Source organism: Pseudomonas sp. P9_35 (assembly GCF_034008205.1).
GTDB lineage: Bacteria > Pseudomonadota > Gammaproteobacteria > Pseudomonadales > Pseudomonadaceae > Aquipseudomonas > Aquipseudomonas kilonensis.
Genome location: NZ_CP125373.1, coordinates 3,006,617 through 3,031,859, shown reverse-complemented (window position 1 = coordinate 3,031,859; position 25,243 = coordinate 3,006,617). Strand labels below are relative to the sequence as shown.

The window sequence follows — 25,243 nt, the reverse complement described above, 5'->3', positions numbered from 1 at the left end:
TTCATAAAATGGAACGGTGGAAGCACGAGGAATGGCCCGAACGGAGGTCAGGTCCTGACGCTGGCAAAGTTCTTGGTCAGCTCGAGCAAGGTCGCCCGCAACTCCGGCGGTCGCAAGGGCGAGGACTCAACTCACCTCAACCCACCCAGCCGATAGCCGTCTTGGGAATCACCTCGGACTCGTCGAGCTTGGACGCAAACATGCTCACCGCATCGAGGGCATCCGTGGTCCCGTTCCGGATCTGCACGATGACCGAGCCGGCCTGGTCTGCCAGGGTGACGCCGCGCAATGCGCCTTCATGGGTCACGTTCATGCTGGCGACGGCTTCGCGGGTCTCGGAGAGAATCATGCCGATCATTTCGGCAATCTCCGAGGTGGAGCGACTGGTGCGCCCGGCCAGTTGCCGGACCTCGTCGGCCACCACCGCGAATCCCCTCCCCTGGTCTCCGGCCCGCGCGGCCTCGATGGCCGCGTTGAGGGCCAACAGGTTGGTCTGGTCGGCAATGCCGCGAATGGTGTTGACGATGGCCGTGATCTCTTCCGAACGCGCCCCCAACTGCCCAACCAGACGCGCGGAAGAGCCAATGTTGTCGGCGATCTCGCGCATCTCCTTGGCAGTCTGGTGGATCACCTGGGCGCCCTGTTCGGCCACTCGCTCGGTCTCGGCGGAGATATGGTACGCACGGGAAGCGCCACGCGAATCCTCTTCGAATTTCTCCACCCGTTCAGTGATGTCACTGGCGAACTTCACGATCTTGCACAACTTGCCTTCGGCGTCGTAGACCGGGTTGTAGCTGGCTTCCAGCCAGACGACTTTGCCGTTTTTGCCGAGGCGCTTGAACTGGCCGCTGAAAAACTCACCCGCATTGAGACGCCGCCAGAAATCACTGTACTCCGAGCTACCTACCAGGCTCGCTTCGCAAAACATCCGGTGGTGCTTGCCCTTGAGCTCTGCCAGCGAGTAATTCATGACATTCATGAAGTTGTCGTTGGCAGTCAGGATGTTGCCGCCCAAGTCGAACTCGATCACCGCCATGGCACGATCAAGTGCCGCCAGCCGACCACGAGTTTCTGCCTCGGCGGCAACCTTGGCGGTGACATCGAGTGCGTACTTGACCACCTTCACGACGCGGCCTTGCTCGTCCACTACCGGGTTATAGCTGGCTTCCAGCCACACGTTCTGCCCTTGCGCGCTGCGGCGCTGAAACGTGCCGGAAACGAATTGACCGGCGCGCAACTGGTTCCAGAATTCACGGTACTCGGCGCTGCCCACCAGCGCAGGCGTGCAGAAATCCCGATGGGACAGACCGGCCAATTGATCCGCACGGTAGCCCATCGTGGCGAGGAAATTCTCGTTCGCCCGAAGGACCTTGCCGTCGGGGCTGAACTCGATGACAGCCATCGACCGCTCCAGGGAGCCGACCAGTCCTTTGTATGTTGCCAATTCGGCCGTCCTAGCCGTGAGTTCATTTTTTAGTGTTTTATTAAACATGACGTACCCTCGATGAACCCTGAAAGTAAGCGGACCTTCTGTTCATATCGGCTCGCTGGCTGGGGGCTGAACGGTACGCTGTAATTATGTTTTGGCGCCAAAACCCATTGAATCCATCAACCAGGTTCTAAAAGCCTGCACTTTTGGAGCGTCGGCTGTTTCATGCGGGCTGACGAAATAAAAGCCGAGATCAGACTTCAATCGCAGATCAAAGGGGGCAACCAATCGCCCGGCCTTCAGGTCATCCTCGACAAAGGTGGAACGCCCGATACAGACACCCAGACCGTCAACCGCAGCCTGAACGGCCATCATGGCAAGGTCGAATGTCAACCGGCTGCCTTCGGCCAGTTCTTTCGGTTGGCCGGCGGCACTCAACCAGGCACTCCAGTCGTTGTGAGTCACTCCACTGACCTGCAATAAGGTGTGCCGGGCCAGATCGCCCGGATTCCCCAGGGCTTTCGGACCTTGCAGCAGCCTGGGGCTGCACACCGGAAAGATCTCATCGGCCATCAGCCAGTCGGCCCGCAACCCCTTCCAGTCCCCGGAACCGTAACGAATGGCCGCATCGACGCCGCCCTTACGAAAATCCACCCGTTCGGTGGATGCCGTAACGCGCACGTCAATGTTGGGAAACGCCTGCTGGAATGACGCCAGTCGCGGCAACAACCATTTGGAGGCAAATGAAACCAGGGTACTGATCGTCAGGACGCTGTTGTTGCGGCTCTCCAGCAACGTCTCGGTGCAATAGCGCAACTCATGGAACGCCGCACGAACGCCTGGAAAATAGGCATGGCCTTCGTCTGTCAGGGCCAGGCCGTCCTTGAGCCGCAAGAACAGGCGCACGCCCAGTTCCTCTTCGAGCCGGCGAATTTGATGGCTGATGGCTGTTTGAGTGACGTTCAGCTCTTGCGCAGCCTTGGTAAAACTCATGTGCCGAGCGGCCGACTCGAATGCTTTAAGGCCATTTAGGGAAGGGATTCTTGTGGCCATTGGGTTTGGCTTGCTCATGAGATTTTGTCATACGCTAGCACTGAAGATGTCCTTTGAAAATGTTCCGGCCCTCGCGGATTCTGGCGGCACGTCCCCCGACCTTGAGGAAACCATGAAACTGTACTTCGCCCCCATGACCTGCTCATTGTCCCCGCACATCGTGTTGCGGGAACTGGGCTTGCCCTTTGAATTGATTCGGGTCGACAACAAGACCAAGCGAACTGCCGATGGGCTCGATTTCCTGACCATCAACCCCAAGGGCTACGTGGCAGCCTTGGTGCTGGATAACGGTGATGTCCTGACCGAGGGACCCGCCATCGTCCAGTACCTGGCCGACCTGGTCCCCGCAAACACGCTGGCGCCGGCCAATGGCACCTGGGAGCGGGTTCGCCTGCAGGAATGGTTGAACTTCATTGCCTCCGAGATTCACAGCGGATGTGCCCCGCTGTTCAACGCCGATATTGCAGAGCCGACCAAGGCCATCTTCAGAGCAAAACTGTTCAGGCGCCTGGATTACCTCAGCCAGGTCCTTGAACAACAGGATTACCTGATGGGCACCTTTGGCCTGGCCGACGGCTATTTGTTTACCGTCCTGAACTGGCTGCCGTTGTTCAAGATCCAGATCGAGGACTGGCCGACGCTGGCGGCGTTCATGGCGCGAATCGCCGCACGCCCCAGCGTCCGAGCGGCCATGGCGGCGGAGGCGGCGTAGCCATCGGCGGCACATTCAACATCCTTGCAAGCTGACCCTCCGCTATCGCGAGCAAGCTCGCTCCCACCGGGATTCGGGGTGTGGCTCGAATTTCATGATCACCCCGGAAAACTGTGGGAGCTGAGCTTGCTCGCGATGGCGGCGGCACATTCAACATCCTTGCAAGCTGACCCTCCGCTATCGCGAGCAAGCTCGCTCCCACCGGGATTCGGGGTGTGGCTCGAATTTCATGATCACCCCGGAAAACTGTGGGAGCTGAGCTTGCTCGCGATGGCGGCGGCACATTCAACATCCTTGCAAGCTGACCCTCCGCTATCGCGAGCAGGCTCGCTCCCACAGGGGATTCGGGGTGTAGCTCGAATTTCATGATCACCCCGGAAAACTGTGGGAGCTGAGCTTGCTCGCGAGATGGCGGCGGCACATTCAACATCCTTGCAAGCTGACCCTCCGCTATCGCGAGCAAGCCGCTCCCACAGGGGATTCGGGGTGTAGCTCGAATTTCATGATCACCCCGGAAAACTGTGGGAGCTGAGCTTGCTCGCGATAGCGGCGGCACATTCAACATCCTTGCAAGCTGACCCTCCGCTATCGCGAGCAGGCTCGCTCCCACCGGGATTCGGGGTGGAGCTCGAATTCCATGATCACCCCGGAAAACTGTGGGAGCTGAGCTTGCTCGCGATGGCGGCGGCACATTCAACATCCTTGCAAGCTGACCCTCCGCTATCGCGAGCAAGCTCGCTCCCACCGGGATTCGGGGTGTGGCTCGAATTTCACGATCACCCCGGAAAACTGTGGGAGCTGAGCTTGCTCGCGATGGCGGCGGCACATTAAACATCCTTGCAAGCTGACCCTCCGCTATCGCGAGCAGGCTCGCTCCCACAAAGGCCTGCGGACGGGGCTCGGTTTATTCGCTCAAGGCCTGGTTGAAGGACGTGTCGATAATCCCCGCAGTGGCCAGCGGTGCCGGCAGCGCCTTGACCTTGAACAGGAAGTCCGCCGTGCTTTGCAGGTCGGCGGCAGCCTGTTGGTCCACCGGACCGACGCTCATGTGTGCCTGGCGCAACCAATGACGCGAGACGTTCTGGTCGAGATTGGCCTTTTTCGCCCACAGGTCCGCGTATTGGTCGGTGTGGTTGTCGACCCAGGCGCGGGCTTGTTTCACACGCCCGAGGAAGTCGGCGATGGCTTCACGCTTACTGTCGATGGCCGGCGTCGAAGCGGCAATGGCGCTGAGGCCGGGCATGAGGTTTTTCGCCGTCAGGATCGGCCGGGCGCCGGAGAACAGGATCTGTTGCGAGATGTAGGGCTCCCACACCGGAAACGCATCGATGCTGCCCTGGGGCAAGGCCGCCGCCGCGTCGATCGGCATCAGCTTGATGAATGCCACATGGTTCTCTGGCAAACCGGCCTGTTCCAGGGCGCGCAAGGTCAGTTGCTGGCTCCAGGCGCCCGGCCAATAGGCGACCTTCTTGCCCTTGAGGTCGGCGATGGTCTTGACCGGTGAGTCCTTGGGCACCAACAGCGCGATAGTGTCCGGGTTCTGCCGCGAGACACCGATCAATTTCACCGGTGCCTGTTTGGCAGCCAGGAACAGAAAACCCGAATCACCGAGAAAACCCAGGTCCAGGTCGCCGGTACTCAGCGCCTCGGCCAGGGGCGCGGCGGCCTGGAAGTGTTTCCAGTCGACTTGGTAAGGTGCGCCCTCAAGCACACCCGAAGCCTCCACCGAAGCCCGTACGTTGTAATAATTCTGGTCGCCGACGTGCAGTACCAAGGGCTCGCTAGCCTGGGCCAAAGGGGCGGCGAACAATGTGCTGAGGAACAGACGGCGCAGGGATCGGGCGAACTTCATGAAGACATTCCTGAATGAGTTTCATAGAACATAACGCTCTTGTAATTCACATTCGAAATTCTTTTAACGCATAAGCTCATAGTCACAAGCAGCCAGTGTCCAGGGCGCAACAGTGCCGCAACAGACTGTTGGCTGGGCAACATCGCCTTGAAGCCTTTGCCCCATGGCGCCCCCCCGAAAAACGCCCTTTCGCCGGCTATGGCACAGAGCCTGCAATATTCCTTTCAGGCGGTATTTTCTTCCGCTGTCCGATCTTTCGGAAATAAGAACATTGCCTTCTCGCCGCCTTGTCTGGAGCTGTTCCATGAAACCCGACGTCCGCTTCTCCCTGGCCCGCGCCAGATACTTGATCAGCGCCTGCGCCCTGGCGCTGGGCCTGCCGTCCCTGGTCCTGGCCGCAGAAAGCCCTCCGGCCGAAGTGCACCTGGACTACGCCTATTACTCACCGGTCAGCCTGGTGCTCAAGCACTTCGGTTATCTGGAAAAAGCCCTGCCCCAGACCAAGGTCAGCTGGGTCCTGAGCCAGGGCAGCAACCGTTCCCTGGAATACCTCAACAGTGGCGGCGTCGACTTCGCTTCGTCTGCCAGCCTCGCCGCGGTGCTGAGCCGGGCAAACGGCAGCCCCATCAAGTCGGTGTATGTCTACAGCCGCGCCGAATGGACCGCCCTGGTGGTGCGCAAGGATTCGCCGTACCAGACGATCGCCGACCTCAAGGGCAAGAAAATCGCCGCCACCAAAGGCACCGACCCTTATCTGTTCACCCTGCGCAGCCTGCAACAGGCCGGGCTGAAAAAAGACGATGTGGAGCTGGTGCACCTGCAGCACCCGGACGGACGCACCGCCCTGGAAAAAGGCGACGTCGATGCCTGGGCCGGTCTTGACCCGCACATGGCCGCCAGCGAAGTGCAGGCCGGATCGCGCCTGCTGTATCGCAACCCCGCCTTCAACAGCTACGGCGTGGTCAGCGTCACGGAGAAATATGCCCAGGAGCATCCGCAGACCATCAACACCGTGCTCGCGGCCTACGAACAGGCCCGGGCGTGGTCGGTGGAGCATCCGCAAGAACTGGCTGAATTATTGGCCGACGAATCCGGCCTGCCGCTGGAAGTGGCCAAGCTGCAACTGTCGCGCACCGATCTGGGCAGTCCGCAGTTGAGTGCCAAGGATGTGCTGGCCTCCAAGGCTGCCGCGCCGATCCTGGTCTCCGAAGAGTTGGTACGTCGCGGGGTTAATGTCGACCAGGTGATCGATCAATTGCTCGACACCGGCCGCCAGCAGGCCGTGGCCCGCCAATAACCCCTTGCCCAAGCGACAACCGATCCGCGCCTGGCGCGGATTCGGCGTTGCCGGAGAACCGCCATGAGCAGCAACAGCAAAGACCTCTCCAGCCCGCGCCTGGCTCTGTCCACACCAGGCAAAGCGCCGCTGTTCAATCCCGACCATTGGCGGCTGCGCCTCAAGGGGTTGGCCCTGCCGGTGCTGATCATCGTGTTCCTGGAAATCATCGTGCGCATCGGTTGGCTGCCCGCCTACCAGATGCCGGCCCCCAGCGAGATTGCCCTGACCCTCGGCGACCTGGCCGAAGGTGCGCTGTGGAAACACATCAGCGCCAGCCTCTTGCGGGTGTTGCTGGGCTTTGCCATCGGCGCTGGCCTGGCCTTGATCTTCGCCGCCTGGGTTGGCCTGAGCCGGGAAGCCGAAGCCTATCTGGAGCCGACCTTCGCCGGCCTGCGCTCGATCCCCAGCCTGGCCTGGGTGCCATTGCTCCTGCTGTGGCTGGGCATCGACGAAACCTCGAAAGTGGTACTGATCGCCATCGGCGCGTTCTTTCCCGTTTACCTCAATGGCGTGGCGGCGATTCGCAACATCGACCGCAAACTGGTGGAGGTCGGCCACATGTACGGCTTCAGCCGCCGCCGTCTGGTGCGCCGGATTCTCCTGCCGGCCGCCCTGCCCGGCCTGTTCACCGGCTTGCGCAGCGGCATGAGCCTGGCCTGGATGTTCCTGGTAGCCGCCGAACTGATCGCCGCGACCAAAGGCCTGGGCTACCTGCTCAGCGATGGCCGCGAAACCTCGCGCCCAGACATTGTGCTGGCGGCGATCATCGTGCTCCCCCTGCTGGGCAAGCTCAGCGACGGCCTGCTTGCCGGCCTGGAGAAACGCTTCCTGGCCTGGCGCGACACCTTTAACGGCACCGAGGAGTGAGCCATGACCCAAGCCCTGCTGGAGATCCACGTCGAGCGCAAGACCTTCGCCGCCACCACCGTGCTCAATCACATCCACCTGCAATTGCAGCCAGGGGAAACCGTGAGCCTGTTGGGCCCCAGCGGCTGCGGCAAAAGCACCTTGCTGCGCATCGTCGCCGGCCTGGAAAAGGACTTTGAAGGGCAACTGCTCAGCCACACCGAACAATTGGCCTTTGTGTTCCAGGAACCGCGGTTGATGCCCTGGCTGACGGTGCAGCAGAACATAGGCTTCAGCGATGACGACCATTACGACCAGGCCTGGGTCGCGCAGTTGATCGAGGAAGTCGGCCTCACGGGTTTTGCCGATGCCTTGCCCAAGGCGTTGTCCGGCGGTATGGCGCAACGGGTGGCGATTGCCCGCGGCCTGTACTCGCGACCACAGGTGCTGTTGCTGGACGAGCCCTTCAGCGCCGTGGATGCCTTCACCCGGATGAAACTGCAGGACCTGTTGCTGCAACTGGCCGAGCGGCACGCCATCGCCCTGTTGCTGGTGACACATGATATCGACGAGGCGCTGTACCTGAGCGACCGGGTGTTGGTGATGGATGACCGCCCCAGCCGCATTCGCCAAGAATTGGCGGTGCAACTGGACCACCCGCGTGACCGGCGCGACCCGTTGCTGGCCCGACTCAAGGCGCTGGCCCTGACCGAATTGCACCGCGCCCACGTGATTTGATCAGGCGTCTCGCTAAGAACACAATAGCATTAATAAATAAACAATCAGTATTTATGGTTATAAACATAACCACGTACTCTCAGCTCATCCCGTCCCATTGGTCACGACAGTGAAGTGCCTTATGAAACCGACTGACAACGTTATCGACTTCGTCCAATTCCGCAAACGCAAGCAGGCCCAGCAACTGGCCCGGGCCATGTGGGAAATGTACGCGCGTAATGCCGGTTACCAGGCGTTCCAGTGGATCCAGGCGTCCCAGCCGACCAGGACGTACCAGGCGTGAGCGCCCAGGAACCCTCGCGCTTTTTGGCGAGTACCGATGAACCCGAAGTGGACCTCAATCACCTGGAAGCCTTGGATGAGGATCCGATCTGCGAACGGGTTGCGCAGAACCTGCAACGCCTGCGCGGCAAACGACACCTGTCCCTCGACGCCCTCGCCCGCCAGTGCGGGGTAAGCCGGGCCATGCTGGCGCAGATCGAATCCGGACGCAGCGTGCCGTCCATCAAGGTGCTGTGCAAAATCGCCAAGGGCTTGAAGGTGTCGGTCGCCGCGTTCCTGGAACACCGGGCTTTCGAAGGGGTGGCGGTGCTGTCGGCCAGCCAGAGCAAACGCCTGGTCAGCGCCAATGGTGCGTTCGTCAGCCGCGCCTTGTTTCCGTTCGATGTGGCACGCCAGTCGGAATTCTACGAGCTGCGCCTGAGCCCCTTGGGCGAGGACCAGTCCGAAGGGCACGGGCCCGGCGTCCAGGAAAACCTGGTGGTGTCCCAAGGTGTGCTGGAGATCAGCGTCAACGACGAGCGCTACCTGCTCTCCACGGGCGATTCGATTCTGTTCTATGCCGACCAGCCTCACCGCTATCGCAACCCGGCCGACAGTGAAGCGGTGGCGTATCTGGTGGTTACCTATCCGGAACGCCTGGACTGAAAGGCAGGGTGGTGTGTATATCCGTTGCTGCGGTAACGGCCACTGACGGTTCCGCTCTTACAGCGGGTCACTTTTGGAAGAGCCGGGAGCCGGACCAGCCAAAAGTAACCAAAAGCGCTTTGCCCCACCACTCGGTGCCTCGCTTAGGCTCGGCATGCCTGAACGAAGGTATTGCTCCGTGGGCCGCCGCGAAGGGCCATCCATGGCCCAGCGCGGCTACCTCGGCATCCATGCCGAGGTGCCCACTGCGCAACACCTTCGTTCAGCCATCGTGGTTAACGGGGCGCCCCAGATCAACGTCCACCGCGAGGCGGCCTGATAGCCGACCTGGCTCTGGGTGACCGCGTTCCTCCTGTGGGAGCGGGCTTGCTCGCGAAGGCGGTGTCACAGTCGATGAAGATGTTGAATGGGCCGGCCTCATCGCGAGCAAGCTTTGCTCCCACAAAGGGACTTCGGGTGTACACGAATATTGTGTCTGCTGAAGATCCAATGTGGGAGCGAGCCTGCTCGCGATGGCGGTGGTTCAGTCGATGATGATGTTGAATGTGCCGGCCTCATCGCGAGCAAGCTTTGCTCCCACAAAGGGACTTCGGGTGTACACGAATATTGTGTCTGCTGAAGATCCAATGTGGGAGCGAGCCTGCTCGCGATGGCGGTGGTTCAGTCGATGATGATGTTGGATGTGCCGGCCTCATCGCGAGCAAGCTCGCTCCCACAAAGGGACTTCGGGTGTACACGAATATTGTGTCTGCTGAAGATCCAATGTGGGAGCGAGCCTGCTCGCGATGGCGGTGGTTCAGTCGATGATGATGTTGGATGTGCCGGCCTCATCGCGAGCAAGCTCGCTCCCACAAAGGGACTTCGGGTGTACACGAATATTGTGTCTGAGGTGGTCAACTTTTTCCGGACACCTCAATCGGTGTTTTCAGGCTGTTTGCCGCTCGTACTGATTGGGCGGCAAATAGTCTAACGATGAATGCATTCGTCGTTCATTGTAGAACCGCACAATGTAATCCGTGACGTCCTTGATTGCTTCATCATGGTTGGCATAGTCTTTCCTCCAAACGCGCTCCATCTTCAGGTTCAAGAAGAAACGCTCCATGACTGCGTTGTCCCAGCAGTTGCCCTTGCGGCTCATGCTGCAGCGCAAGCCATGTCGTGTCAGCAAGGTTTGGTAAGTAACGCCTGCATACTGGCTGCCCCGATCTGAGTGCGCGATCAGACCCGGTTCAGGCTGTCTCTGTGTGATGGCCAGTTGCATAGCGCCGCACACCAACTCTGCGCGCATATGCGGTGCCATGGCCCAGCCCACGATCTTGCGTGAATACAAATCCATGACAGCCGCCAAGTACAGCCAGCCGCTTCGGGTGCGAATATAAGTGATGTCAGCAACCCATGATTGGTTGATCTGCTCGGGATTGAACTGGCGGTTGAGCAGGTTCTCAGCTACCGGGAAATTATGATTACTGTCGGTGGTATGAACGAACTTGCGCTTCCAGATCGGGCGTAAATCCTGTTGTTTCATCAGCCGACGGACCTTGTGCCGCCCAATGGATACACCATCGCTACGCAGCGCTTTCATCACCCGACGACTGCCATAACAGTGCTCATTGGTCATGAACGTAGCTTTGACCCGAGCTGCAATCGGACAGACAGCTTTTGGCTTAAAAGACCGCTGACGAGCTTCATAGAACCCCGAACGGCTGATCCGCAAAACCCGGCAGATACGTATTAGCGGGTAGGCCTTGCATTGCATTTGGTGAACCAATTGGTGGATCACTTCAATTCGCGGGCAAAGAAGGCCGTAGCTTTTTTTAATATGTCGTTGTCCGTCTTCAGCTCGCGGATCTGCTGCTCAAGCTGACGAATACGCTGTTGCTCGCTGGTTAACGGTTTGCCAATCCCTGTACCACCTAACTGCTCGGCTTGGTACTGCTGGACCCAGCGGCGCACGGCCGTGTCACTCAAGTCTAAATCGGTACAAACGGAGTTCACGCTCAGGCCCTGGTCAACAATCATCTTGCAGACTCTTAGCTTGAAAGCGGCGTCGAATTTTCTGTACTTCTTGGTCATGGAATATTCCTCAATAGGTGTAGTTTCACCTATTGAGGTGTCCGGGACTATTAGACCAGCTCAGTCTGCTGAAGATCCAATGTGGGAGCGAGCTTGCTCGCGATGGCGGTGGTTCAGTCGATGAAGATGTTGAATGTGCCGGCCTCATCGCGAGCAAGCTTTGCTCCCACAGAACTGACGGGGGTATGACCGGGAGAGCCAGGTCGGCTATAAGGCCGCCTCGGGGTGGACGTTGATCTCGGGCGCCCCGTTAACCACGATGGCCGAACGCAGGCGTTGCGCAGTGGGCACCTCGGCATGGATGCCGAGGTAGCCGCGCTGGGCCATGGATGGCCCTTCGCGGCGACCCACGGAGCAATGCCGGAGTGAGGGCACACCGAGCCTAGGCGAGGTGCCGAGTGGTGGGGCAGAAGCGTTTTGCTTACTTTTGACTGGGCCGGCTCCCGAGCTTCTCAAAAGTGAGCCGCTGTAAGAGCGGAACCATTAGCCGCCGTTACCGCAGCAACGGATATACACACCGCCCCTGACACATACCTCAAAACGAAATACCAACTCCGCAAACGGACCGTAGCAACGAATCAGCAGGTGCAGCACATCATCGGCATACCGTTGCAGCTCATCATCATCGGCATGCTGCAGTCGTTCATCATCTTCATCATCAAGGCGCAGCAGCTTTTCATCATGTCCATGTTCATGCCGGCCATCGGCATGACTTTGCACATCATGCAGTCAGCCATCACCGTACATTCCATCACACACTTCATCGACGGCATCGGCATGCCCATCATCGGCATTGGCATCATCATGCTCGCCATCGGCATGGCCATGCTCGCCGGGGACATACACATCATGCTCATGTTGCCGCAGTGCATCATCATTGGCATGCCGCAGTTCATCATCATCTGCATCATGTCGGCGCTGTTCTTGAACATGGCCATGTCCATGCCGGCAGCGGGCATCATTTTGCACAGCATGCCGTCATCCATCATTTCGCAGGTCATGGTCGCCATCATCATCGGCATGCCCATCATTGGCATCATCGGCATGTTGGCGTTCATCGGCATCTGCATGGCATTCATCATGGTGGTGTTCCCTGTAGGTTCGAGAGTCGGAAGAGGCTGATGGGGCGGATTCTAAGGATTGGCCCCGGCCCGACAAGATGACGGTCGAACAGCAGGAATGAACGTTCAAGCAGGCTTACCGGAGTGACGCGCGCAGAGTCGTCTGCTGCTGCATGCCCTGCGCTTTCATTGCAGACGCTTCCCCCACGACAGCTTCGATTCTCCGGTCATGGATATGCCATCCAAACCTATATAAATAACCGTAAGAAATAATCGATCTAAACTTGTCGCATGGAAACGCCTGCCACAACGGCAAGCCTGGATTCAGCCAATCAGATTCGCGTACACCGGCCGGTCGATATTCCCACCGGACAGAATCACCGCCACCCTTTTCCCCCGCATCGCTTCACGCTCCTGCATCAGCGCTGCCAAGGCGGCCGCGCCGGCACCTTCAGCGAGGTTATGGGTGTCGGTGTAATACGCCCGCATGGCCCCGGCAATTTCAGCATCGCTGACCGCTACGATTCGCGCCGCCCCGGCCCCATAGATGGCAAAGGCCTCGGGAACGGGTCTGCGCACCGCCAGGCCGTCGGCAAAGGTATTCGCCGAAGCGGTCTCGCATAGCCTGCCCGCTTCAAACGACAACTTCGCCGCGACGGCCTCGGTGGACACCACGCCCACCACGTGGGTCTTCAGGCCCAAGGCATCGCGGGCGGCGATGACCGCGCAGATCCCCGAGCCACAGCCTATCGGCACATAGACGGTGTCCAGGTCCGGCACCGCGTTGAACAGCTCAAGCCCATAGGTCGCCACGCCCTTGACCAACTCGGGATGGAACGGCGGCACCAGGAAGAGGCCATGCGCTTGGGCCAGGCGAGCGGCCTCTTCACGGGCCTCATCGAAATCGCGGCCATATTCGACCACCTCACCGCCAAAACCGCGCATGGCGTTGTTCTTCTCCGCCGAGTTACCGTGCGGCACGACGATCAACGCCTTCAAACCCAAGGCAGTGGCCGCCAACGCCAGGCTCTGGCCGTGGTTGCCGCGAGTCGCCGTGACGATGCCTTTTGCCTCGGGATGCTCGCGCTTGAGCCAGCGCACGAAGGTCAGGCCGCCGCGTACCTTGAAGGCCCCCGTCGGGGTGTGATTCTCGTGCTTGACCCACACCGTGCAACCCAGCCGTTCAGCCAACAAGGGCCAGGCGTACTGGGCGGTGGCGGGCATGACTTCGTATAAGTGACGGGCAGCTTGTTCGATATCGTCGCGAGTCAGTGTGTGCATGATGGGCCTCCGGGTTTTGCCCAGTCTAATCAGGGCACCACCGACGGGCTTTCAGAAAACTGACCTGACTTTCTGGTCCTCTCTTCACTACTATGCTGTTCATGAACCCTCGAAACCGCCAACAGCCGCCCCAGTCCGAACCGGTCCGTCGCATCGAGGCAGGACCGTGGGCGATCGAATTGCTGCCCGGCTGCGCCTACGCCACCCGCTATGTCGCCACCCAGTCGGCGATCGGCTTTGCCTTCGACAGCCAGCGCGGCCTGCACGCCATCGGCAGCGACCGCGTACAGCCCTTCGAAGCGATCCCCAACGGCCTGGCATTCGTCCCCGCCGAATGCGACGTGTTCTCCGAATCCCCCAGGGGCGGTGAATACCTGCGGGTCGTGCGCACCGACGGTATGGCGTTGCCGGGGGAACAGGCGTTCAACAATCGTATGGACCCGCAGGCCATCACCCTCGCCCTGAGAATGCGCAGCGCATTGCTGCATGCCACCGCAGAGGATGACTGGGAGGCCTGGACGCTGGGATTGGCTGAACGGGTGAAGGCGCACAAGACGTTTTCGGCTCCCGTACAAGGGTCCATCACCGGCGGGCGAATGCGCCTGCTCGACGAGTTCATCGATGCCGGTCTCGACGGTCCGCTGGGGGTCAAGGAAATGGCCGGCCTGCTTGGCTTGTCCGAAGGGTATTTCATGCGGGCATTCAAGAATGCCACCGGCAAGAGCCCACACAGCTACCTGATCGACCGGCGCCTGGCCAAGGCACGGGCGCTGATGCGCGATTCAACCGCCCGCCTGACCGATATCGCCCACACTTGCGGCTTCAACTCCCAGGCGCACATGACCACGCTGTTCAAGCAACGCCTTGGCGTCAGTCCGGCGCAGTTGCGCGGGTACTCGAGGCCCTGAACGGGCGGGACAAGCCGCGGGTACGGGTACCTGAAACGCGAAGTGGCACCCTAAATCAAATTGCCATCAGATCGCCTTGCAAAAACACCCGGGCCGTCTAGATTCAAACCTGTCTCCGACCACATCACCCACCACCCATAACAGCCCCTCGGGCGAGAGCGTCTATTGGCCTAAAACACACACTTGGCGTTGCTTTCAATTACTGACACGGAATCAGTCAATAACAACAAGAGGGATGCTTGATGAAGCATGGCCGTGGGTATCGTTTGCTCTCGCAAAAAGGAGCAGCCGGACATTTCTGGCTGTCATTGGTTTGCTTTTCAGCCCTGGTGATCGCCAGCTTCCTGTTGTTCGAACAACAGATCCAGGACTTCCTGACCCATCTCAACCTGTACCAGCCCTCGACGCCCGCGCAGAAACTCTACCTGGCGTTGCTGCTGATCGCCCTGCTGGCGCTGGACGTGGTGCTGCCAGTGCCGTCGAGCATGGTCGCGCTGCTGGCCGTGGCCATGCTCGGCAGCGTGGGGGGTTACCTGGCGATTTTCGTCGGTCTGTGCCTGGGCGCCGGGCTGGGCTATGCCCTGGGAGCCGGCTATTTGCGTCTGTTGTCCGGCCGCCTCGGCCTGCATCAGCGCCAGCCGGGGCAACTGGCGTACCGGTTGGGCACACTGTCGTTGATCTGCCTGCGCGGGGTCCCGGTATTGGCGGAAACGTCGGTCGTCGCCGCCGGTATGCAACGCTACCCGCTGCGCGCGTTCATCCTGGTCACCACCCTGGCCAACGCCGGCCTCGCATTGGCCTACAGCGCCATTGGCACCTTTCTCGTCGAGCAGAACGCGCTGTTGGTGACCCTGCTCGCCAGCACGGTATTGCCCGGGCTGTTCATCGCTGGGTACAGCCTGTTCAAGAGCCTTCGCCGGCACGACGCGGAGCAACCGTTGCACGGGCGCTTCAAGGTCAGCTACGACTACCCGGTGGTGTTCACCGATCATGTATTCGACCCGCTCAATCCCTGCCTGCACCGTCAGCTCATAGCCGGCCACAGGGGCCCGGTCACGGTATTGATATTCGCCGATGAACAACTGCTGCACAGCGCCCCGCACCTGCTGGAACAGATCAACGCCTACTTCGCCAGCCATTTTCCAGACCTGCATCTGCAAGCGCCGCCGATCGCGGTCCCGGCCGGCGAGTCGAGCAAGGATTCACAGGTGTTGCAGCGGCTGTACACCGACATGCTGAAACATGGCCTGGACCGGCATTGCCATGTGCTGGCCCTCGGTGGCGGCGCGGTGCTGGATGCGGTGGGCTACGCCTGCGCCACCTTCCACCGCGGCATTCGCCTGATTCGCATCCCCAGCACCGTGCTCGCCCAAAACGACGCCGGCATCGGTGTAAAAAACGGCATCAACGCCTTCGGCCAGAAGAACCTGCTGGGCGCCTTCTATCCCGCCACCGCAGTCATCAACGACTTTCAATTGCTGACCAGCCTGACCCGACGCGACCAGATCGCCGGGCTGGCCGAGGCGGTCAAGGTGGCGCTGATCAAGGACCAGGCGTTCTTCCAGTGGATGGAGCAACAGGCCGACGCCCTCGCCCACTTCGAACATGGGGCCAGCCGCTATGCGATCCGTCGCTGCGCCGAATTGCATCTGGCGCACATCACCGGTGCCGGCGACCCCTTCGAACGCGGTAACGGGCGGCCCTTGGACTACGGCCACTGGGCCGCTCACAAACTGGAAAATCTCAGTCAGCATCGACTGCGCCATGGTGAAGCCGTCGCGGTGGGCATGGCCTTGGATGGGCTTTATGCCAATGCCCTGGGGTTGTTGAGCGACAGCGACACCGAACGGGTGCTGAACCTGCTGCTCAAGCTCGGCTTCTGCCTGAACCCGCCGGAACTGACCTTGAAAGATCCACTGGGGCGCTCGCAGGTTTTGCTGGGGTTGGAGGAGTTCCGCCAGCATTTGGGCGGGCAACTCTCCATTCCCATGCTCAGCCGGATCGGCGAGTCGGTGGACTTGCATGAAATCGATACCGCGCGAATGGAGCAGGCGTTGCAGCGGCTGGCAACCCAGGTCGAGCTTGCCCTGCCCCTGAACCAGAGCTGTGCGCAATGAACCAGACGGCGCCGAACCTCAAGACCTGGCTGACCCTCGGCCGTGTCTCCAACCTGCCCACGGTATGGACCAACACCTTGGCCGCCGCCCTGCTCGCCAGCAGCGCCGGGGCCCTGGCACCGCCGTCTTCCCTGGTGTGGCTCCTGCTGCTGGCGGCACTGTCGCTGCTGTACCTGGCCGGCATGTTGTTGAATGACCTGTTGGACGCCGACTGGGACCAGCAACACCACAACCCCCGCCCCATTACCCTGGGCCTGGTCAGCCGCCAGCAAGTGCGACTGGCCACTGCGTTGTTGCTGCTGCTGGCCGCGGCCTCGCTGCTGGGCCTGAGCCGGATGATCGAGCAGCCGCACTGGCTGCTGGGAAGCGCCACCCTGTTGGTGGGCTGCATTCTCGGTTACAACCTGCTGCACAAGAAATACGCCCACAGCGTCTGGCTGATGGGCGCCTGCCGCTCGGCGCTCTACCTCACCGCAGCGGCCAGCCTGGCGCTGCCACCGGGACCGATCTGGCTCTGCGCCATTTTGCTCGGTGTCTACATCAGCGGCCTGACCTACCTGGCTCGCCAGGAACACCGCAACCAACTGATCAGCCGTCTCCCCCTGCTCCTGATGCTGAGCCCACTGGCCTTGGCGATCTACGCAGGCAGCGCCTGGTTCTGGCCGGTGCTGCTGTTATGGCTTGGCTGGTTGGGCTGGCATTACTGGCACAACCTGGCCAACCCTCGGCAACGGCAGGTCCGCGCCTTTATCGGCGCCGGCCTGGCAGCCCTGCCGCTGTTCGATGCCCTGGTGCTGGCCGTGGCTAACCAGCCCTTGGGCAGCCTGTTATGTGTCCTGGTGTTTTTCCTGCTTCCTCATTTCCAGCGCTGGATCAAACCAACATGAACACGGACGTTACTGCAGCGGCATCGGCGGCCCTCGACATGCGCCACGACTGCCTGAACGAACAACGGCAAAATTTCATTCGTCAGCTCGAAGAACCCGAGCGGCAATGGTGGCGCCAGGCACAGGAGCAACTTGCCCAGCGCCCGGACGCCAATACCTCGGCGCTCTTGAGCAGCCAGTGCAAGCGCAACCTCAAGGAGCGAGCACTGCCCGATATCGACGGCTGGAGTAACGTCCAAATGGCGCGGGCGTTGCTGCTGGCCCAGGTGCTGGAACAGCAGCCCGCCGCCGGGCAAGTCGCCCTGCTGCACCAGTTGTTCCTGTGGGGCGACGACCAGGAAAAGGTCGCCACCTTGAAAGCCCTTGATTGGCTCGATAGCCGCGGGGCGTGCGTGGAGCTTGCACGCCAGGCCGGGCGCACCAGCAACAGCCAGGTGTTCGCCGCCCTCGCCCTGGACACTGCCTACCCGTCGCATCACTACAACGAACAGGCCTTCAACCAACTGGTGTTGAAAGCGCTGGGCATGGGCCTCGACGTACGACGCCTGATCGGCCTGACGCAACGACACAGCGTCACCCTCAACCAGTTGGCCCTCGACCTGCTGGACGAACAACTCGCCGCCGAACGAACGGTGTCCGCCGGACTGCCCCACGTGATTGCCTTCGCCCTGCTGAGCCCGGCGCAACGCCAGCGCCTGGCCGGCCTGGGCCAGCAACGACGCTTGCCGGCGCAATGGCACGAGCACCTGGGCGGCGTTTCGCCGAACTGATTCCCCACCGCCCCCTTTTTTTGACGAGGATTCACCATGCTCAAGTACTTCGACCCGCATATCCACATGGTCAGCCGCACCACCGACGATTACCAGAACATGGCGGCCGCCGGCATTACCGGGGTGATCGAGCCGGCCTTCTGGCAGGGCCAGGCCAGGACCAGTGTCGGCAGTTTCATCGACTACTTCGACACGTTGTTGGGCTGGGAGCGTTTTCGCGCCAGCATGTTTGGCATCCATCATTTCTGCACCATTGGCCTGAACCCCAAGGAGGCCAATGACCTGTCGGTGGCCAATGAGGTGCTGGAGATTCTGCCGCGCTACCTGGTGAAAGACGGCGTGGTGGCGGTGGGTGAAATCGGCTACGACGACATCACCCCGGAAGAGGATCGCTTTCTCGCCGCGCAACTGGAGCTGGCCAAGCAATTCAATCTGCCGGTGCTGGTGCACACCCCGCACCGTGACAAGATCGGCGGCACCAAACGCACGCTCGCGGTCATTCGCGAGGTCGGCATTGCCGAACACCTGGTGATCATTGACCACCTCAACGAACTGACCCTGCCCCTGGTGCTGGACAGCGACTGCTGGCGCGGCCACTCCATCTACCCCAACACCAAGATGTCGGAACAGCGCATGGTCGCGCTGCTGCAGCAGTACGGCACGGAAAAAATGGTGGTCAACAGCGCCGCCGACTGGGGCATCAGCGACCCGCTCAAGGTGCCCAAGACCGGCCAGGCAATGTTGGCCGCAGGTTTCAGTGAAGCCCAGGTCGAACAAGTGCTGTTCCACAACCCGGTGGACTTTTTTGCCCAGAGCGGCCAGTTGGACAAAGCCCTGGTCAGCACGCCCCTGCCCATCGATCAGCGACGGCAATGGCAGGACAACTCCGCCCTGCGGGGCCAGGAACCGGTGATCAAATGAGTGCCCGCACGGGTTGGACGGCCACGCAGATCGGCTATTGCAGCAACGTGCACCCGACCCATGACCTGGGCGGGCTGCGCGCTTCCGTCGAACGGCATTTCCACACCGTACGCACACTGCGCGGGCTCGACACGCAGGACAGTGGATTGTGGATCAGCGCCCTCGCCGCCGCCGAACTGCAACAAGCGCCGACCCGTGCGGATTTCCTCGACCTGCTGCAACGCAGCGGGCTACGCCTGACCTCACTCAATGGGTTTCCCTACGGCCAATTTCACCAGGGCGCGGTGAAAGCCGACGTCTACCTGCCCAGCTGGGCCGATCCGCAGCGGCTGGCGTACAGCCTGGACCTGGCTCGATTTCTCGCCCAGGCCCTGCCAGCGGACTGTGCCCAGGGGGTGATCTCCAGCCTGCCGCTGGGCTATGCCGCCCACTGGAGCCCGACGCTACAGCAATGTGCCGAGCAGCAACTGCGCGAGCTCACTGCCGGGCTGGCCCGGCTGCAACGGGAAACGGGCAAGAAGATCGTGGTCTGCCTGGAGATGGAGCCCGATTGCGTGCTGGAAAACACCGACCAGGCCATCGCCTTCTTCCGCCACTGGCAAGCCACGGACCCGCACCATGAACACCTGGCGCTGTGCTTTGACGTTTGCCACCAGGCCGTGATGTTCGAAGACTGCTATCAATCACTGGACCGATTGCGTCAGGCCCGGGTCCCCATCGGCAAGATCCAGTTATCCAATGCGCTGATTTGTCGCCTGCCTGAGGACGAGCATCGGCGCGAACAGGTGCTCAAGACATTGAGCGGTTTTGCCGAGCCCACCTACCTGCATCAAGTGAAGGCCCGCGCTGGGCACGATCAGCTATCGGCCTGGGCCGACCTCCCCGCGGCCCTGGATGATTGTGAGCAGAACCGCGTCTCTCATCCCGAACTGAGGATTCACTTCCACATTCCGCTGTTCAGCGAGCAGTTGCTGCTGCCCGAACTCAGCGGCAGCCAGGTTGCCCTGTCGCAGACGTTCGACTTTTTGGCCGACCACGAGGATTTTCGCCCCGTACTGGAAGTGGAAACCTACAGCTGGGGCGTCCTGCCCAGCCAATTGCGGCCCACGACCGAGCACGCCCAACTCCAGGGCATCGCGGCGGAGTTGCATTGGGTCGAGGATCAATTGCTACAGCGCCGCTTGCTGCAACCTCAAGCGCTGGAGGCCCATGCCCATGCGCTCTGATCCTGCGCGCCAGCCGCTGCTGCTGATCAACGTGGTCGGCCTGACGCCCGCGCTGCTGGGTGCCGCGACGCCCTGCATCAATGCCCTGTTGAAAACGGCCAAGATGGCCACGCTGCAGCCGGTGTTCCCGGCGGTCACCTCGACCGTGCAGGCCTCGATCCTCACCGGACAACCACCATCGGAACACGGCATCGTCGGCAACGGCTGGTATTTTCGCGATCAGGCCGAGGTACGTTTCTGGCTGCAACCCAATGCACTGATCCAGGGGGAAAAGGTCTGGCAGACCCTCAAGCGTCAGTACCCCGGGTTTCGCTGCAGCCAGTTGTTCTGGTGGTACAACATGTATGCCGACGTGGACGCCGCCATTACCCCACGGCCGCATTACCCGGCTGATGGCCGCAAGATGTTCGGCCTGTATTCGGCGCCGGCCTCGTTGCATGAGCGTATCGAACAGCAGATTGGCGAGTTTCCCTTTCCGAGCTTCTGGGGACCGGCGGCCGGCATCGCCTCAAGTCGCTGGATCGTCGATTGTGCCATCGCCGAATTCCAGCTCAACCGTCCCGACCTGCAATTGATCTACCTGCCCCACCTCGACTACAGCCTGCAACGCCTGGGGCCCGATCACCCGGCGATTGCCGACGAGGTACGGGCCATCGACAGCGAAGTCGGGCGTCTGCTGGACTTTGCCCAAGCCCAAGGCGCTGCGGTGATGCTGCTGTCCGAATACGGGATCGAAGCCGTCACCCAATCCGTTTCCATCAACCGGTTGTTACGTGCCGAGGGCTTGTTGCAGGTACGCCAATCGCTGACCTGGGAGTTGCTCGATCCCGGCGCCAGTGCAGCGTTTGCCGTGGCCGATCATCAGGTCGCGCACATCTACGTGAAGCAAGCGCGCGACATCCCCCGCGTCAAGGCGCTGTTGCAACGCCAGGCCGGCATCGAACGGGTACTGGATAGAACCGAACAACAGGCCTGGCAACTGGACCATCCGCGCAGCGGCGAGCTGGTGGCCGTGGCCGCGCCCGGTTACTGGTTCGATTACTACTACTGGTTCGACGAGCGCAAGGCTCCCGACTTTGCCCGCACCGTGGACATTCATCGCAAGCCAGGTTACGACCCGCTCGAGCTGTTCATCGACCCGGCCATTCGCTTCCCGAAATTGAAAGTGGCGCGCCGCCTGCTCCAGAAAAAGCTCGGCTTTCGCTACTACATGGACCTGATTCCGCTGGACACCCGCCTGGTCCGCGGCAGCCATGGCCGGCTGCCCGCGAGCGAGAAGACCGGCCCGCTGCTCATCACCAATTGTGATCTGTCGTTGCCGCCGCACCTTGCGGCCACGGCGGTGAAGCAACTGCTCCTGGAACACTTCCGGGGGCACCCTCATGCCGATACGGCGAATGCCAAGGAGCTTCCATGCGGCGAGCCATTTCCATAACTGTTCTCAGTGCCCTGGCCGGTTTGGCCCAGGCACAGGACACCAACAACTTCGATTGCAGCAACTTCCTGCAGTTTGGAGCAGACATCAACCAGACTCGGACCGCGTTTGCCCAGAGCCCCGAGACCATGGCCTGGAACTGGTTCGTCTGCTTGAACCAACCCAGTACCGCGCAAAGCAGCAATCTCGTGTGGGAGATGATGAAGCCCTCGGACCAGGTCTACCTGCCCAACGGCGCTCCACCGGGCACCTATGACAGCTCCGCGCCGCTCCCGGACGCGGTGGTGACGCAAGCCAAGGCACAAGGCATGGACCTGTCCCGATCCTTCCATAACATCAATGCCACCCAACAGGTCGATGGCCTGATCCTGCAAATGGGCGGTGCCGTGCCCGATCCCCAACAAGGCCATCCGGTACGCTTTCAGTTGCTGATGGGCAAGGACACGTTCGATTACGTCGTGAAGAAGCAGGTCTACAACATGAATGGCCAGGCCGCCCTGGCCAACGACCTGGACTTCCCCCCCACCGCCTGGGAGTTGAAAGCCGCGTGGCTGTGGATCGGCACGGACACGACCTACCGACAAACCCTGGTGAACGACGGCTACTACATTGCCCAGGCCTACTACCGGCAGGACGACGGTACTTACCAGGTCGGCTATGTGGCATTGAGCGGCCTGCATGTCGTCAACAAACTGAATGCCGACTGGGTCTGGACCACCTTCGAAAACATCAACAACAGTAAATACACCGTCACCAATGCCGCCCCGCCTGCGCCGATGACCAACACCACGGGGCCGACTCCGGCCGCCAAGCCGGTGAATGCCAGCTTCCAGGCCAACAACCGGAACCTGTCGAAGTACGAGTTGATCGGGGTCGAGTTCCAACCCATCACCCAGGTACTGGCCAACTCACAACTGGAATCGGCGTTCCAGAACACCTCGTCCTGCCTGGCCTGCCACGGCACCGCCGCTTACTCGAACGACAAAGGCTACTTCAATTTCGCTCTGAACCAGGGGGGCGGCATCGTCTATCCCACCACCCCGCTGCCGCCCTCGGCATTCGATGGCTACAAAAAACTGGACTTTGTCTGGTCGCTGAAACGCGCCCAGTGGCAACGCTAAGGAGCATGACATGAGCGTATTGAATTTCCCCCGTATCTACCTCAACGGCCATATGTTCTGGAACCCGCCAACGGCCAATAACAATGACGTGTATCCGCTGTATGACGCGGTCAACGCGGACATCAACTGGCCGTTCATGAGCCACTTCGACATCAACGCCGCGAACGCCCCCACCCTACTGATGCCCTGGGCCATCAAGCCCCTGACAATGGCAGAGCTGCCGGCCTATATGCTGCAGGTACCGACCAATGCCAACCCGAAAACCTACCCGTACATGCCCGCCGAATGGGATCTGTTTGGCGACAACGCCTGCGGCACGGTGAGCTACAAAGGTACTCGCTCAACGATCATCGCTGGCGAGCTGCAGGCCAACACCTACATCACCGAGGATGCGTTGGTTGGCAGGGACTACCAGCTGCTCGGCAATCCCTTTGGCAGCAACGCTCCGACTGCCGCGCGCTTCGTGGACGTCAGCCCGTGGCAGAACACCTTCACCGCGTTGTATTTCGACAAGCTGATGCTGGGGGATACCACCTGTGGCCTGACCCTCAATCGCCAGTATCGGATGATGGACCGGTTCCTGAATTTCAATTGGGGCGCCTTCGGTGGCCTGGTGTATGTCACCACCACCTGGCAGTCCTGCTTTCCCCAGGAAAACCTGGAATGGGTCATCGGCGATTCGGCGCTGCTGAGTAACCTCCAGCAGCAGATGAAGCTGCAAGGGGCGAAGGGCCTGATGTTCAGGTTCTCCACCTACCTGACCTGCTACGACAGGAACGGTGTTTTCAACGACTTCCCGTACGTCAACACCCGTTCCAATGCCCCCTCGGATACGGCTCGTCTGCAAGCGATGTATCAGAAAGGCCTGGACAACGTTTCCGGCATTTTCTTCAACCCCGCCTACAGCCGCACCGCCGCGACCCTGGGCCTCTGGTTCGCCGACGAATACCCGACCGCCCCCGCCGGCCTGCGCCTGGTGCCCGCGAAGGCCGTATCTGTTGTTCAACCAGGCGGGGCTCCCCAAAACGCCACACTGGGCGTGACTTCGGTGCAGATTACCGGCAACACCCTGTCGCTGGATCTGGCCAACACGTTCCCGTTCTATCCGGTAGAGCCCGATGCCCCCATCCTGACCGCCGAAAAATTCCAGGCCGGCGACTATCAACTGGGTGTACGCGAAGGTGATCAATTCACGCCGGTCGTGGACTTCGGTTTCGACCGATATAACCAGGCAGCCTTCGACAAACGCTCCGGCCTGCAGGACTTCCCCCTCAGCGACGCGGACCTGACGAAACTACAACCAGGTCATCCATTGGAGCTGCGACTGAAGCCCACAGCCGCCCCGACACCGGTGATCGCCGCCACCCAACAGACCTGGACCGCCGAAGTGGTGGAGAGCGGCAGTTTCATCGACGTGGGCGACCACAAGACACTGACCATCATGGTGCAGAAAAATGGTCAGCCGGCGGCCAATACCACGCTGTGGGTGGCGGAATATGGCAACCCCTACATGGTGACCACCAGCGACTACTACCTGGCCTCCAGCAACGCGGCCAATTTCACGCTGTTCTTCGACCACCCAGGCAACCCCAACCTGAACAAGGCCAATCTGCCGAATTTCAATAACGCGCCGCCCGTACAAAACTATCTGGCCGAAGGCAGCGGCCGCCGACTGACCGCGCTGCGCAATACTGACCTGTCCAGTGGAGACCCGATCGGTTATCAGCAATTCCTGCAGGGCGACGGCAAACCGGTCACGATCGACTTGCACCCTTGCCTGGCATTCGATGCCGGCGTCTACGCCACCGGAACCCTGAGCGACGATGTCCACGCCACGCCGGTGGATTACTCTTATGTCACCACCACCACCGACGCCAACGGCATCGCCCAGGTGAGCTTCAGGGCTGTGGCCCCGGGCTTTCCGACCTTGCGTTTTTTCGTCAAGGACGGCACCAGCGATCCGGTCATTCCCTTCAGCTTCCCGCTGCCCCAAGCCTACATCGACTTCCTCGCCCCGCTCCGCGTCCTGCCCTTGGACATGCAGCTGCAAAGGGACTTCATCAACTACTGGAACACTGTCTACAAGGATCAGAACGCCGCCACGCAGCTGTGGGAGGGCTTCCTCTACCCACGCATCCTGCAGACCTTCTATTACCTGTACCCCATCATGAACAAGTACATGCCGCTCAACTCCCAGGCGCGCGTCGAGGGCGCCATCGACCAGTTGATTGTGCTGATCAGCAAGCCCTACCAGGAGGAAAGCACGCTCTCGATGCCCATCACCCGTGACATGTCCCAGAGCCGCCGCGCGGTATTGGAGCTGTGGGCCCAGAAACTGGTGAAGCGCAACTATCCGCCACAACAACTCAAGATGAGCGATTACGACAACCTCTGACCGTAATGCTGTTCACCCAAGGAGGATAAAGCACTGTGGGAGCGAGCTTGTGTGGGAGCTGAGCTTGCTCGCGATGAAGGCACCTCGGTCTTTCTAATGACCGCGTTATCGTTCATCGCGAGCAAGCTCAGCTCCCACAGCCCCCCACAGTG

22 protein-coding genes and 2 pseudogenes are annotated in these 25,243 nt (G+C 60.8%); 16 read left to right on the top strand and 8 right to left on the bottom strand.

The genetic code is table 11. From position 1 onward, the window contains the following. Positions 1-136 precede the first annotated feature (136 nt). From QMK47_RS28755 to QMK47_RS13215, 3 genes and pseudogenes are all read right to left on the bottom strand, one after another. Positions 137-610: pseudogene (locus QMK47_RS28755) on the bottom strand (methyl-accepting chemotaxis protein); the annotation flags it as partial. A 114-nt stretch (positions 611-724) separates the two neighbouring features. Next, positions 725-1,402: pseudogene (locus QMK47_RS28750) on the bottom strand (PAS domain-containing protein); the annotation flags it as partial. A gap of 174 nt (positions 1,403-1,576) precedes the next feature. Beyond that, positions 1,577-2,482: a transcriptional regulator GcvA gene (locus QMK47_RS13215; protein WP_253478508.1), complete on the bottom strand. Its 906-nt coding sequence runs from the start codon at positions 2,480-2,482 to the stop codon at positions 1,577-1,579. Between the two features lie 112 nt (positions 2,483-2,594). On the opposite strand from QMK47_RS13215, the gene gstA reads away from it, so the two are divergent. Beyond that, complete coding sequence (gstA, locus tag QMK47_RS13210; protein ID WP_320390348.1) at positions 2,595-3,194, top strand: glutathione transferase GstA; 600 nt, start codon at positions 2,595-2,597, stop codon at positions 3,192-3,194. Between the two features lie 904 nt (positions 3,195-4,098). Here gstA and QMK47_RS13205 read toward each other — a convergent pair. Continuing rightward, positions 4,099-5,046, bottom strand: coding sequence for an ABC transporter substrate-binding protein (locus QMK47_RS13205; protein ID WP_214511800.1), 948 nt, complete (start codon positions 5,044-5,046; stop codon positions 4,099-4,101). Positions 5,047-5,350: 304 nt separating this feature from the next. On the opposite strand from QMK47_RS13205, the gene QMK47_RS13200 reads away from it, so the two are divergent. The 6 genes from QMK47_RS13200 to QMK47_RS13175 all read left to right on the top strand — a co-directional run bounded on the left by QMK47_RS13200 (position 5,351) and on the right by QMK47_RS13175 (position 9,215). Continuing rightward, the gene (locus QMK47_RS13200) at positions 5,351-6,343 is read left to right on the top strand and encodes an aliphatic sulfonate ABC transporter substrate-binding protein (RefSeq protein ID WP_253474015.1); all 993 of its coding nucleotides are present in this window, start codon (positions 5,351-5,353) and stop codon (positions 6,341-6,343) included. A gap of 63 nt (positions 6,344-6,406) precedes the next feature. Then, positions 6,407-7,252 (top strand): ABC transporter permease, encoded by an 846-nt coding sequence (locus tag QMK47_RS13195; RefSeq protein ID WP_320390347.1) that lies wholly within the window; start codon positions 6,407-6,409, stop codon positions 7,250-7,252. A gap of 3 nt (positions 7,253-7,255) precedes the next feature. Next, complete coding sequence (locus tag QMK47_RS13190) at positions 7,256-7,969, top strand: ABC transporter ATP-binding protein (protein ID WP_320390346.1); 714 nt, start codon at positions 7,256-7,258, stop codon at positions 7,967-7,969. Between the two features lie 121 nt (positions 7,970-8,090). Further along, on the top strand, positions 8,091-8,252 hold the full coding sequence (locus QMK47_RS13185) for a hypothetical protein (RefSeq protein ID WP_018605147.1): 162 nt from the start codon (positions 8,091-8,093) through the stop codon (positions 8,250-8,252). Positions 8,253-8,299: 47 nt separating this feature from the next. Further along, entirely contained in the window at positions 8,300-8,896 is a 597-nt protein-coding gene (locus QMK47_RS13180; protein ID WP_162493997.1) for a helix-turn-helix domain-containing protein, read from the top strand. A gap of 178 nt (positions 8,897-9,074) precedes the next feature. Further along, positions 9,075-9,215, top strand: a complete 141-nt coding sequence (locus QMK47_RS13175; RefSeq protein ID WP_258691303.1) for a hypothetical protein — start codon at positions 9,075-9,077, stop codon at positions 9,213-9,215. Positions 9,216-9,821: 606 nt separating this feature from the next. On the opposite strand, the gene QMK47_RS13170 is transcribed toward QMK47_RS13175, so the two are convergent. The 4 genes from QMK47_RS13170 to QMK47_RS13155 all read right to left on the bottom strand — a co-directional run bounded on the left by QMK47_RS13170 (position 9,822) and on the right by QMK47_RS13155 (position 13,311). Next, positions 9,822-10,969, bottom strand: a protein-coding gene (locus tag QMK47_RS13170) for an IS3 family transposase (RefSeq protein ID WP_253470795.1) whose coding sequence is annotated in 2 segments (ribosomal slippage) — positions 9,822-10,714 and positions 10,714-10,969 — 1,149 coding nt in all. Because the reading frame shifts where the segments join, the coding sequence is not laid out codon by codon here. A gap of 207 nt (positions 10,970-11,176) precedes the next feature. Continuing rightward, positions 11,177-11,320 carry a hypothetical protein gene (locus tag QMK47_RS13165; protein ID WP_258691302.1) on the bottom strand — a complete coding sequence of 48 codons (144 nt, stop codon included), beginning with the start codon at positions 11,318-11,320 and terminating at the stop codon, positions 11,177-11,179. A 227-nt stretch (positions 11,321-11,547) separates the two neighbouring features. Further along, positions 11,548-12,051: a hypothetical protein gene (locus QMK47_RS13160; protein ID WP_077506097.1), complete on the bottom strand. Its 504-nt coding sequence runs from the start codon at positions 12,049-12,051 to the stop codon at positions 11,548-11,550. 303 nt (positions 12,052-12,354) lie between these two features. Beyond that, positions 12,355-13,311: a threonine dehydratase gene (locus QMK47_RS13155; protein WP_320390345.1), complete on the bottom strand. Its 957-nt coding sequence runs from the start codon at positions 13,309-13,311 to the stop codon at positions 12,355-12,357. 92 nt (positions 13,312-13,403) lie between these two features. Here QMK47_RS13155 and QMK47_RS13150 point away from each other — a divergent pair, with 92 nt between their 5' ends. The 9 genes from QMK47_RS13150 (at position 13,404) to QMK47_RS13110 (ending at position 25,091) form a co-directional block, all read left to right on the top strand. Beyond that, positions 13,404-14,219, top strand: coding sequence for an AraC family transcriptional regulator (locus QMK47_RS13150; protein WP_320390344.1), 816 nt, complete (start codon positions 13,404-13,406; stop codon positions 14,217-14,219). Positions 14,220-14,461: 242 nt separating this feature from the next. Beyond that, entirely contained in the window at positions 14,462-16,336 is a 1,875-nt protein-coding gene (locus QMK47_RS13145) for a 3-dehydroquinate synthase (protein WP_320390343.1), read from the top strand. Continuing rightward, positions 16,333-17,223, top strand: a complete 891-nt coding sequence (locus QMK47_RS13140) for a UbiA family prenyltransferase (RefSeq protein ID WP_320390342.1) — start codon at positions 16,333-16,335, stop codon at positions 17,221-17,223. Before QMK47_RS13145 ends, QMK47_RS13140 begins: the two co-directional genes overlap by 4 nt. After that, entirely contained in the window at positions 17,220-17,993 is a 774-nt protein-coding gene (locus tag QMK47_RS13135) for an EboA domain-containing protein (protein ID WP_258691003.1), read from the top strand. The genes QMK47_RS13140 and QMK47_RS13135 overlap by 4 nt, the downstream gene beginning before the upstream one ends. Before the next feature lie 36 nt (positions 17,994-18,029). Then, positions 18,030-18,914 carry a TatD family hydrolase gene (locus QMK47_RS13130; RefSeq protein WP_018603866.1) on the top strand — a complete coding sequence of 295 codons (885 nt, stop codon included), beginning with the start codon at positions 18,030-18,032 and terminating at the stop codon, positions 18,912-18,914. Then, complete coding sequence (eboE, locus tag QMK47_RS13125; protein WP_320390341.1) at positions 18,911-20,140, top strand: metabolite traffic protein EboE; 1,230 nt, start codon at positions 18,911-18,913, stop codon at positions 20,138-20,140. Before QMK47_RS13130 ends, eboE begins: the two co-directional genes overlap by 4 nt. Beyond that, entirely contained in the window at positions 20,130-21,575 is a 1,446-nt protein-coding gene (locus tag QMK47_RS13120) for an alkaline phosphatase family protein (RefSeq protein ID WP_258691000.1), read from the top strand. Before eboE ends, QMK47_RS13120 begins: the two co-directional genes overlap by 11 nt. Further along, the gene (locus QMK47_RS13115; RefSeq protein ID WP_258690999.1) at positions 21,554-22,696 is read left to right on the top strand and encodes a hypothetical protein; all 1,143 of its coding nucleotides are present in this window, start codon (positions 21,554-21,556) and stop codon (positions 22,694-22,696) included. Before QMK47_RS13120 ends, QMK47_RS13115 begins: the two co-directional genes overlap by 22 nt. Positions 22,697-22,706: 10 nt before the next feature. Next, on the top strand, positions 22,707-25,091 hold the full coding sequence (locus QMK47_RS13110) for a hypothetical protein (protein WP_320390340.1): 2,385 nt from the start codon (positions 22,707-22,709) through the stop codon (positions 25,089-25,091). The last annotated feature ends 152 nt before the right edge of the window (positions 25,092-25,243 follow it).

Bases quoted from the DNA above. Each gene is read 5' to 3' on its own strand.
- QMK47_RS13140 (WP_320390342.1), top strand. From the start codon at position 16,333: ATGAACCAGACGGCGCCGAACCTCAAGACCTGGCTGACCCTCGGCCGT.
- QMK47_RS13135 (WP_258691003.1), top strand. From the start codon at position 17,220: ATGAACACGGACGTTACTGCAGCGGCATCGGCGGCCCTCGACATGCGC.
- QMK47_RS13110 (WP_320390340.1), top strand. From the start codon at position 22,707: ATGAGCGTATTGAATTTCCCCCGTATCTACCTCAACGGCCATATGTTC.
- QMK47_RS13150 (WP_320390344.1), top strand. From the start codon at position 13,404: ATGCTGTTCATGAACCCTCGAAACCGCCAACAGCCGCCCCAGTCCGAA.
- QMK47_RS13195 (WP_320390347.1), top strand. From the start codon at position 6,407: ATGAGCAGCAACAGCAAAGACCTCTCCAGCCCGCGCCTGGCTCTGTCC.
- QMK47_RS13185 (WP_018605147.1), top strand. From the start codon at position 8,091: ATGAAACCGACTGACAACGTTATCGACTTCGTCCAATTCCGCAAACGC.
- gstA (WP_320390348.1), top strand. From the start codon at position 2,595: ATGAAACTGTACTTCGCCCCCATGACCTGCTCATTGTCCCCGCACATC.
- eboE (WP_320390341.1), top strand. From the start codon at position 18,911: ATGAGTGCCCGCACGGGTTGGACGGCCACGCAGATCGGCTATTGCAGC.
- QMK47_RS13145 (WP_320390343.1), top strand. From the start codon at position 14,462: ATGAAGCATGGCCGTGGGTATCGTTTGCTCTCGCAAAAAGGAGCAGCC.
- QMK47_RS13205 (WP_214511800.1), bottom strand. From the start codon at position 5,046: ATGAAGTTCGCCCGATCCCTGCGCCGTCTGTTCCTCAGCACATTGTTC.
- QMK47_RS13115 (WP_258690999.1), top strand. From the start codon at position 21,554: ATGCGGCGAGCCATTTCCATAACTGTTCTCAGTGCCCTGGCCGGTTTG.
- QMK47_RS13160 (WP_077506097.1), bottom strand. From the start codon at position 12,051: ATGATGAATGCCATGCAGATGCCGATGAACGCCAACATGCCGATGATG.
- QMK47_RS13155 (WP_320390345.1), bottom strand. From the start codon at position 13,311: ATGCACACACTGACTCGCGACGATATCGAACAAGCTGCCCGTCACTTA.
- QMK47_RS13200 (WP_253474015.1), top strand. From the start codon at position 5,351: ATGAAACCCGACGTCCGCTTCTCCCTGGCCCGCGCCAGATACTTGATC.
- QMK47_RS13215 (WP_253478508.1), bottom strand. From the start codon at position 2,482: ATGGCCACAAGAATCCCTTCCCTAAATGGCCTTAAAGCATTCGAGTCG.
- QMK47_RS13190 (WP_320390346.1), top strand. From the start codon at position 7,256: ATGACCCAAGCCCTGCTGGAGATCCACGTCGAGCGCAAGACCTTCGCC.
- QMK47_RS13130 (WP_018603866.1), top strand. From the start codon at position 18,030: ATGCTCAAGTACTTCGACCCGCATATCCACATGGTCAGCCGCACCACC.
- QMK47_RS13120 (WP_258691000.1), top strand. From the start codon at position 20,130: ATGCGCTCTGATCCTGCGCGCCAGCCGCTGCTGCTGATCAACGTGGTC.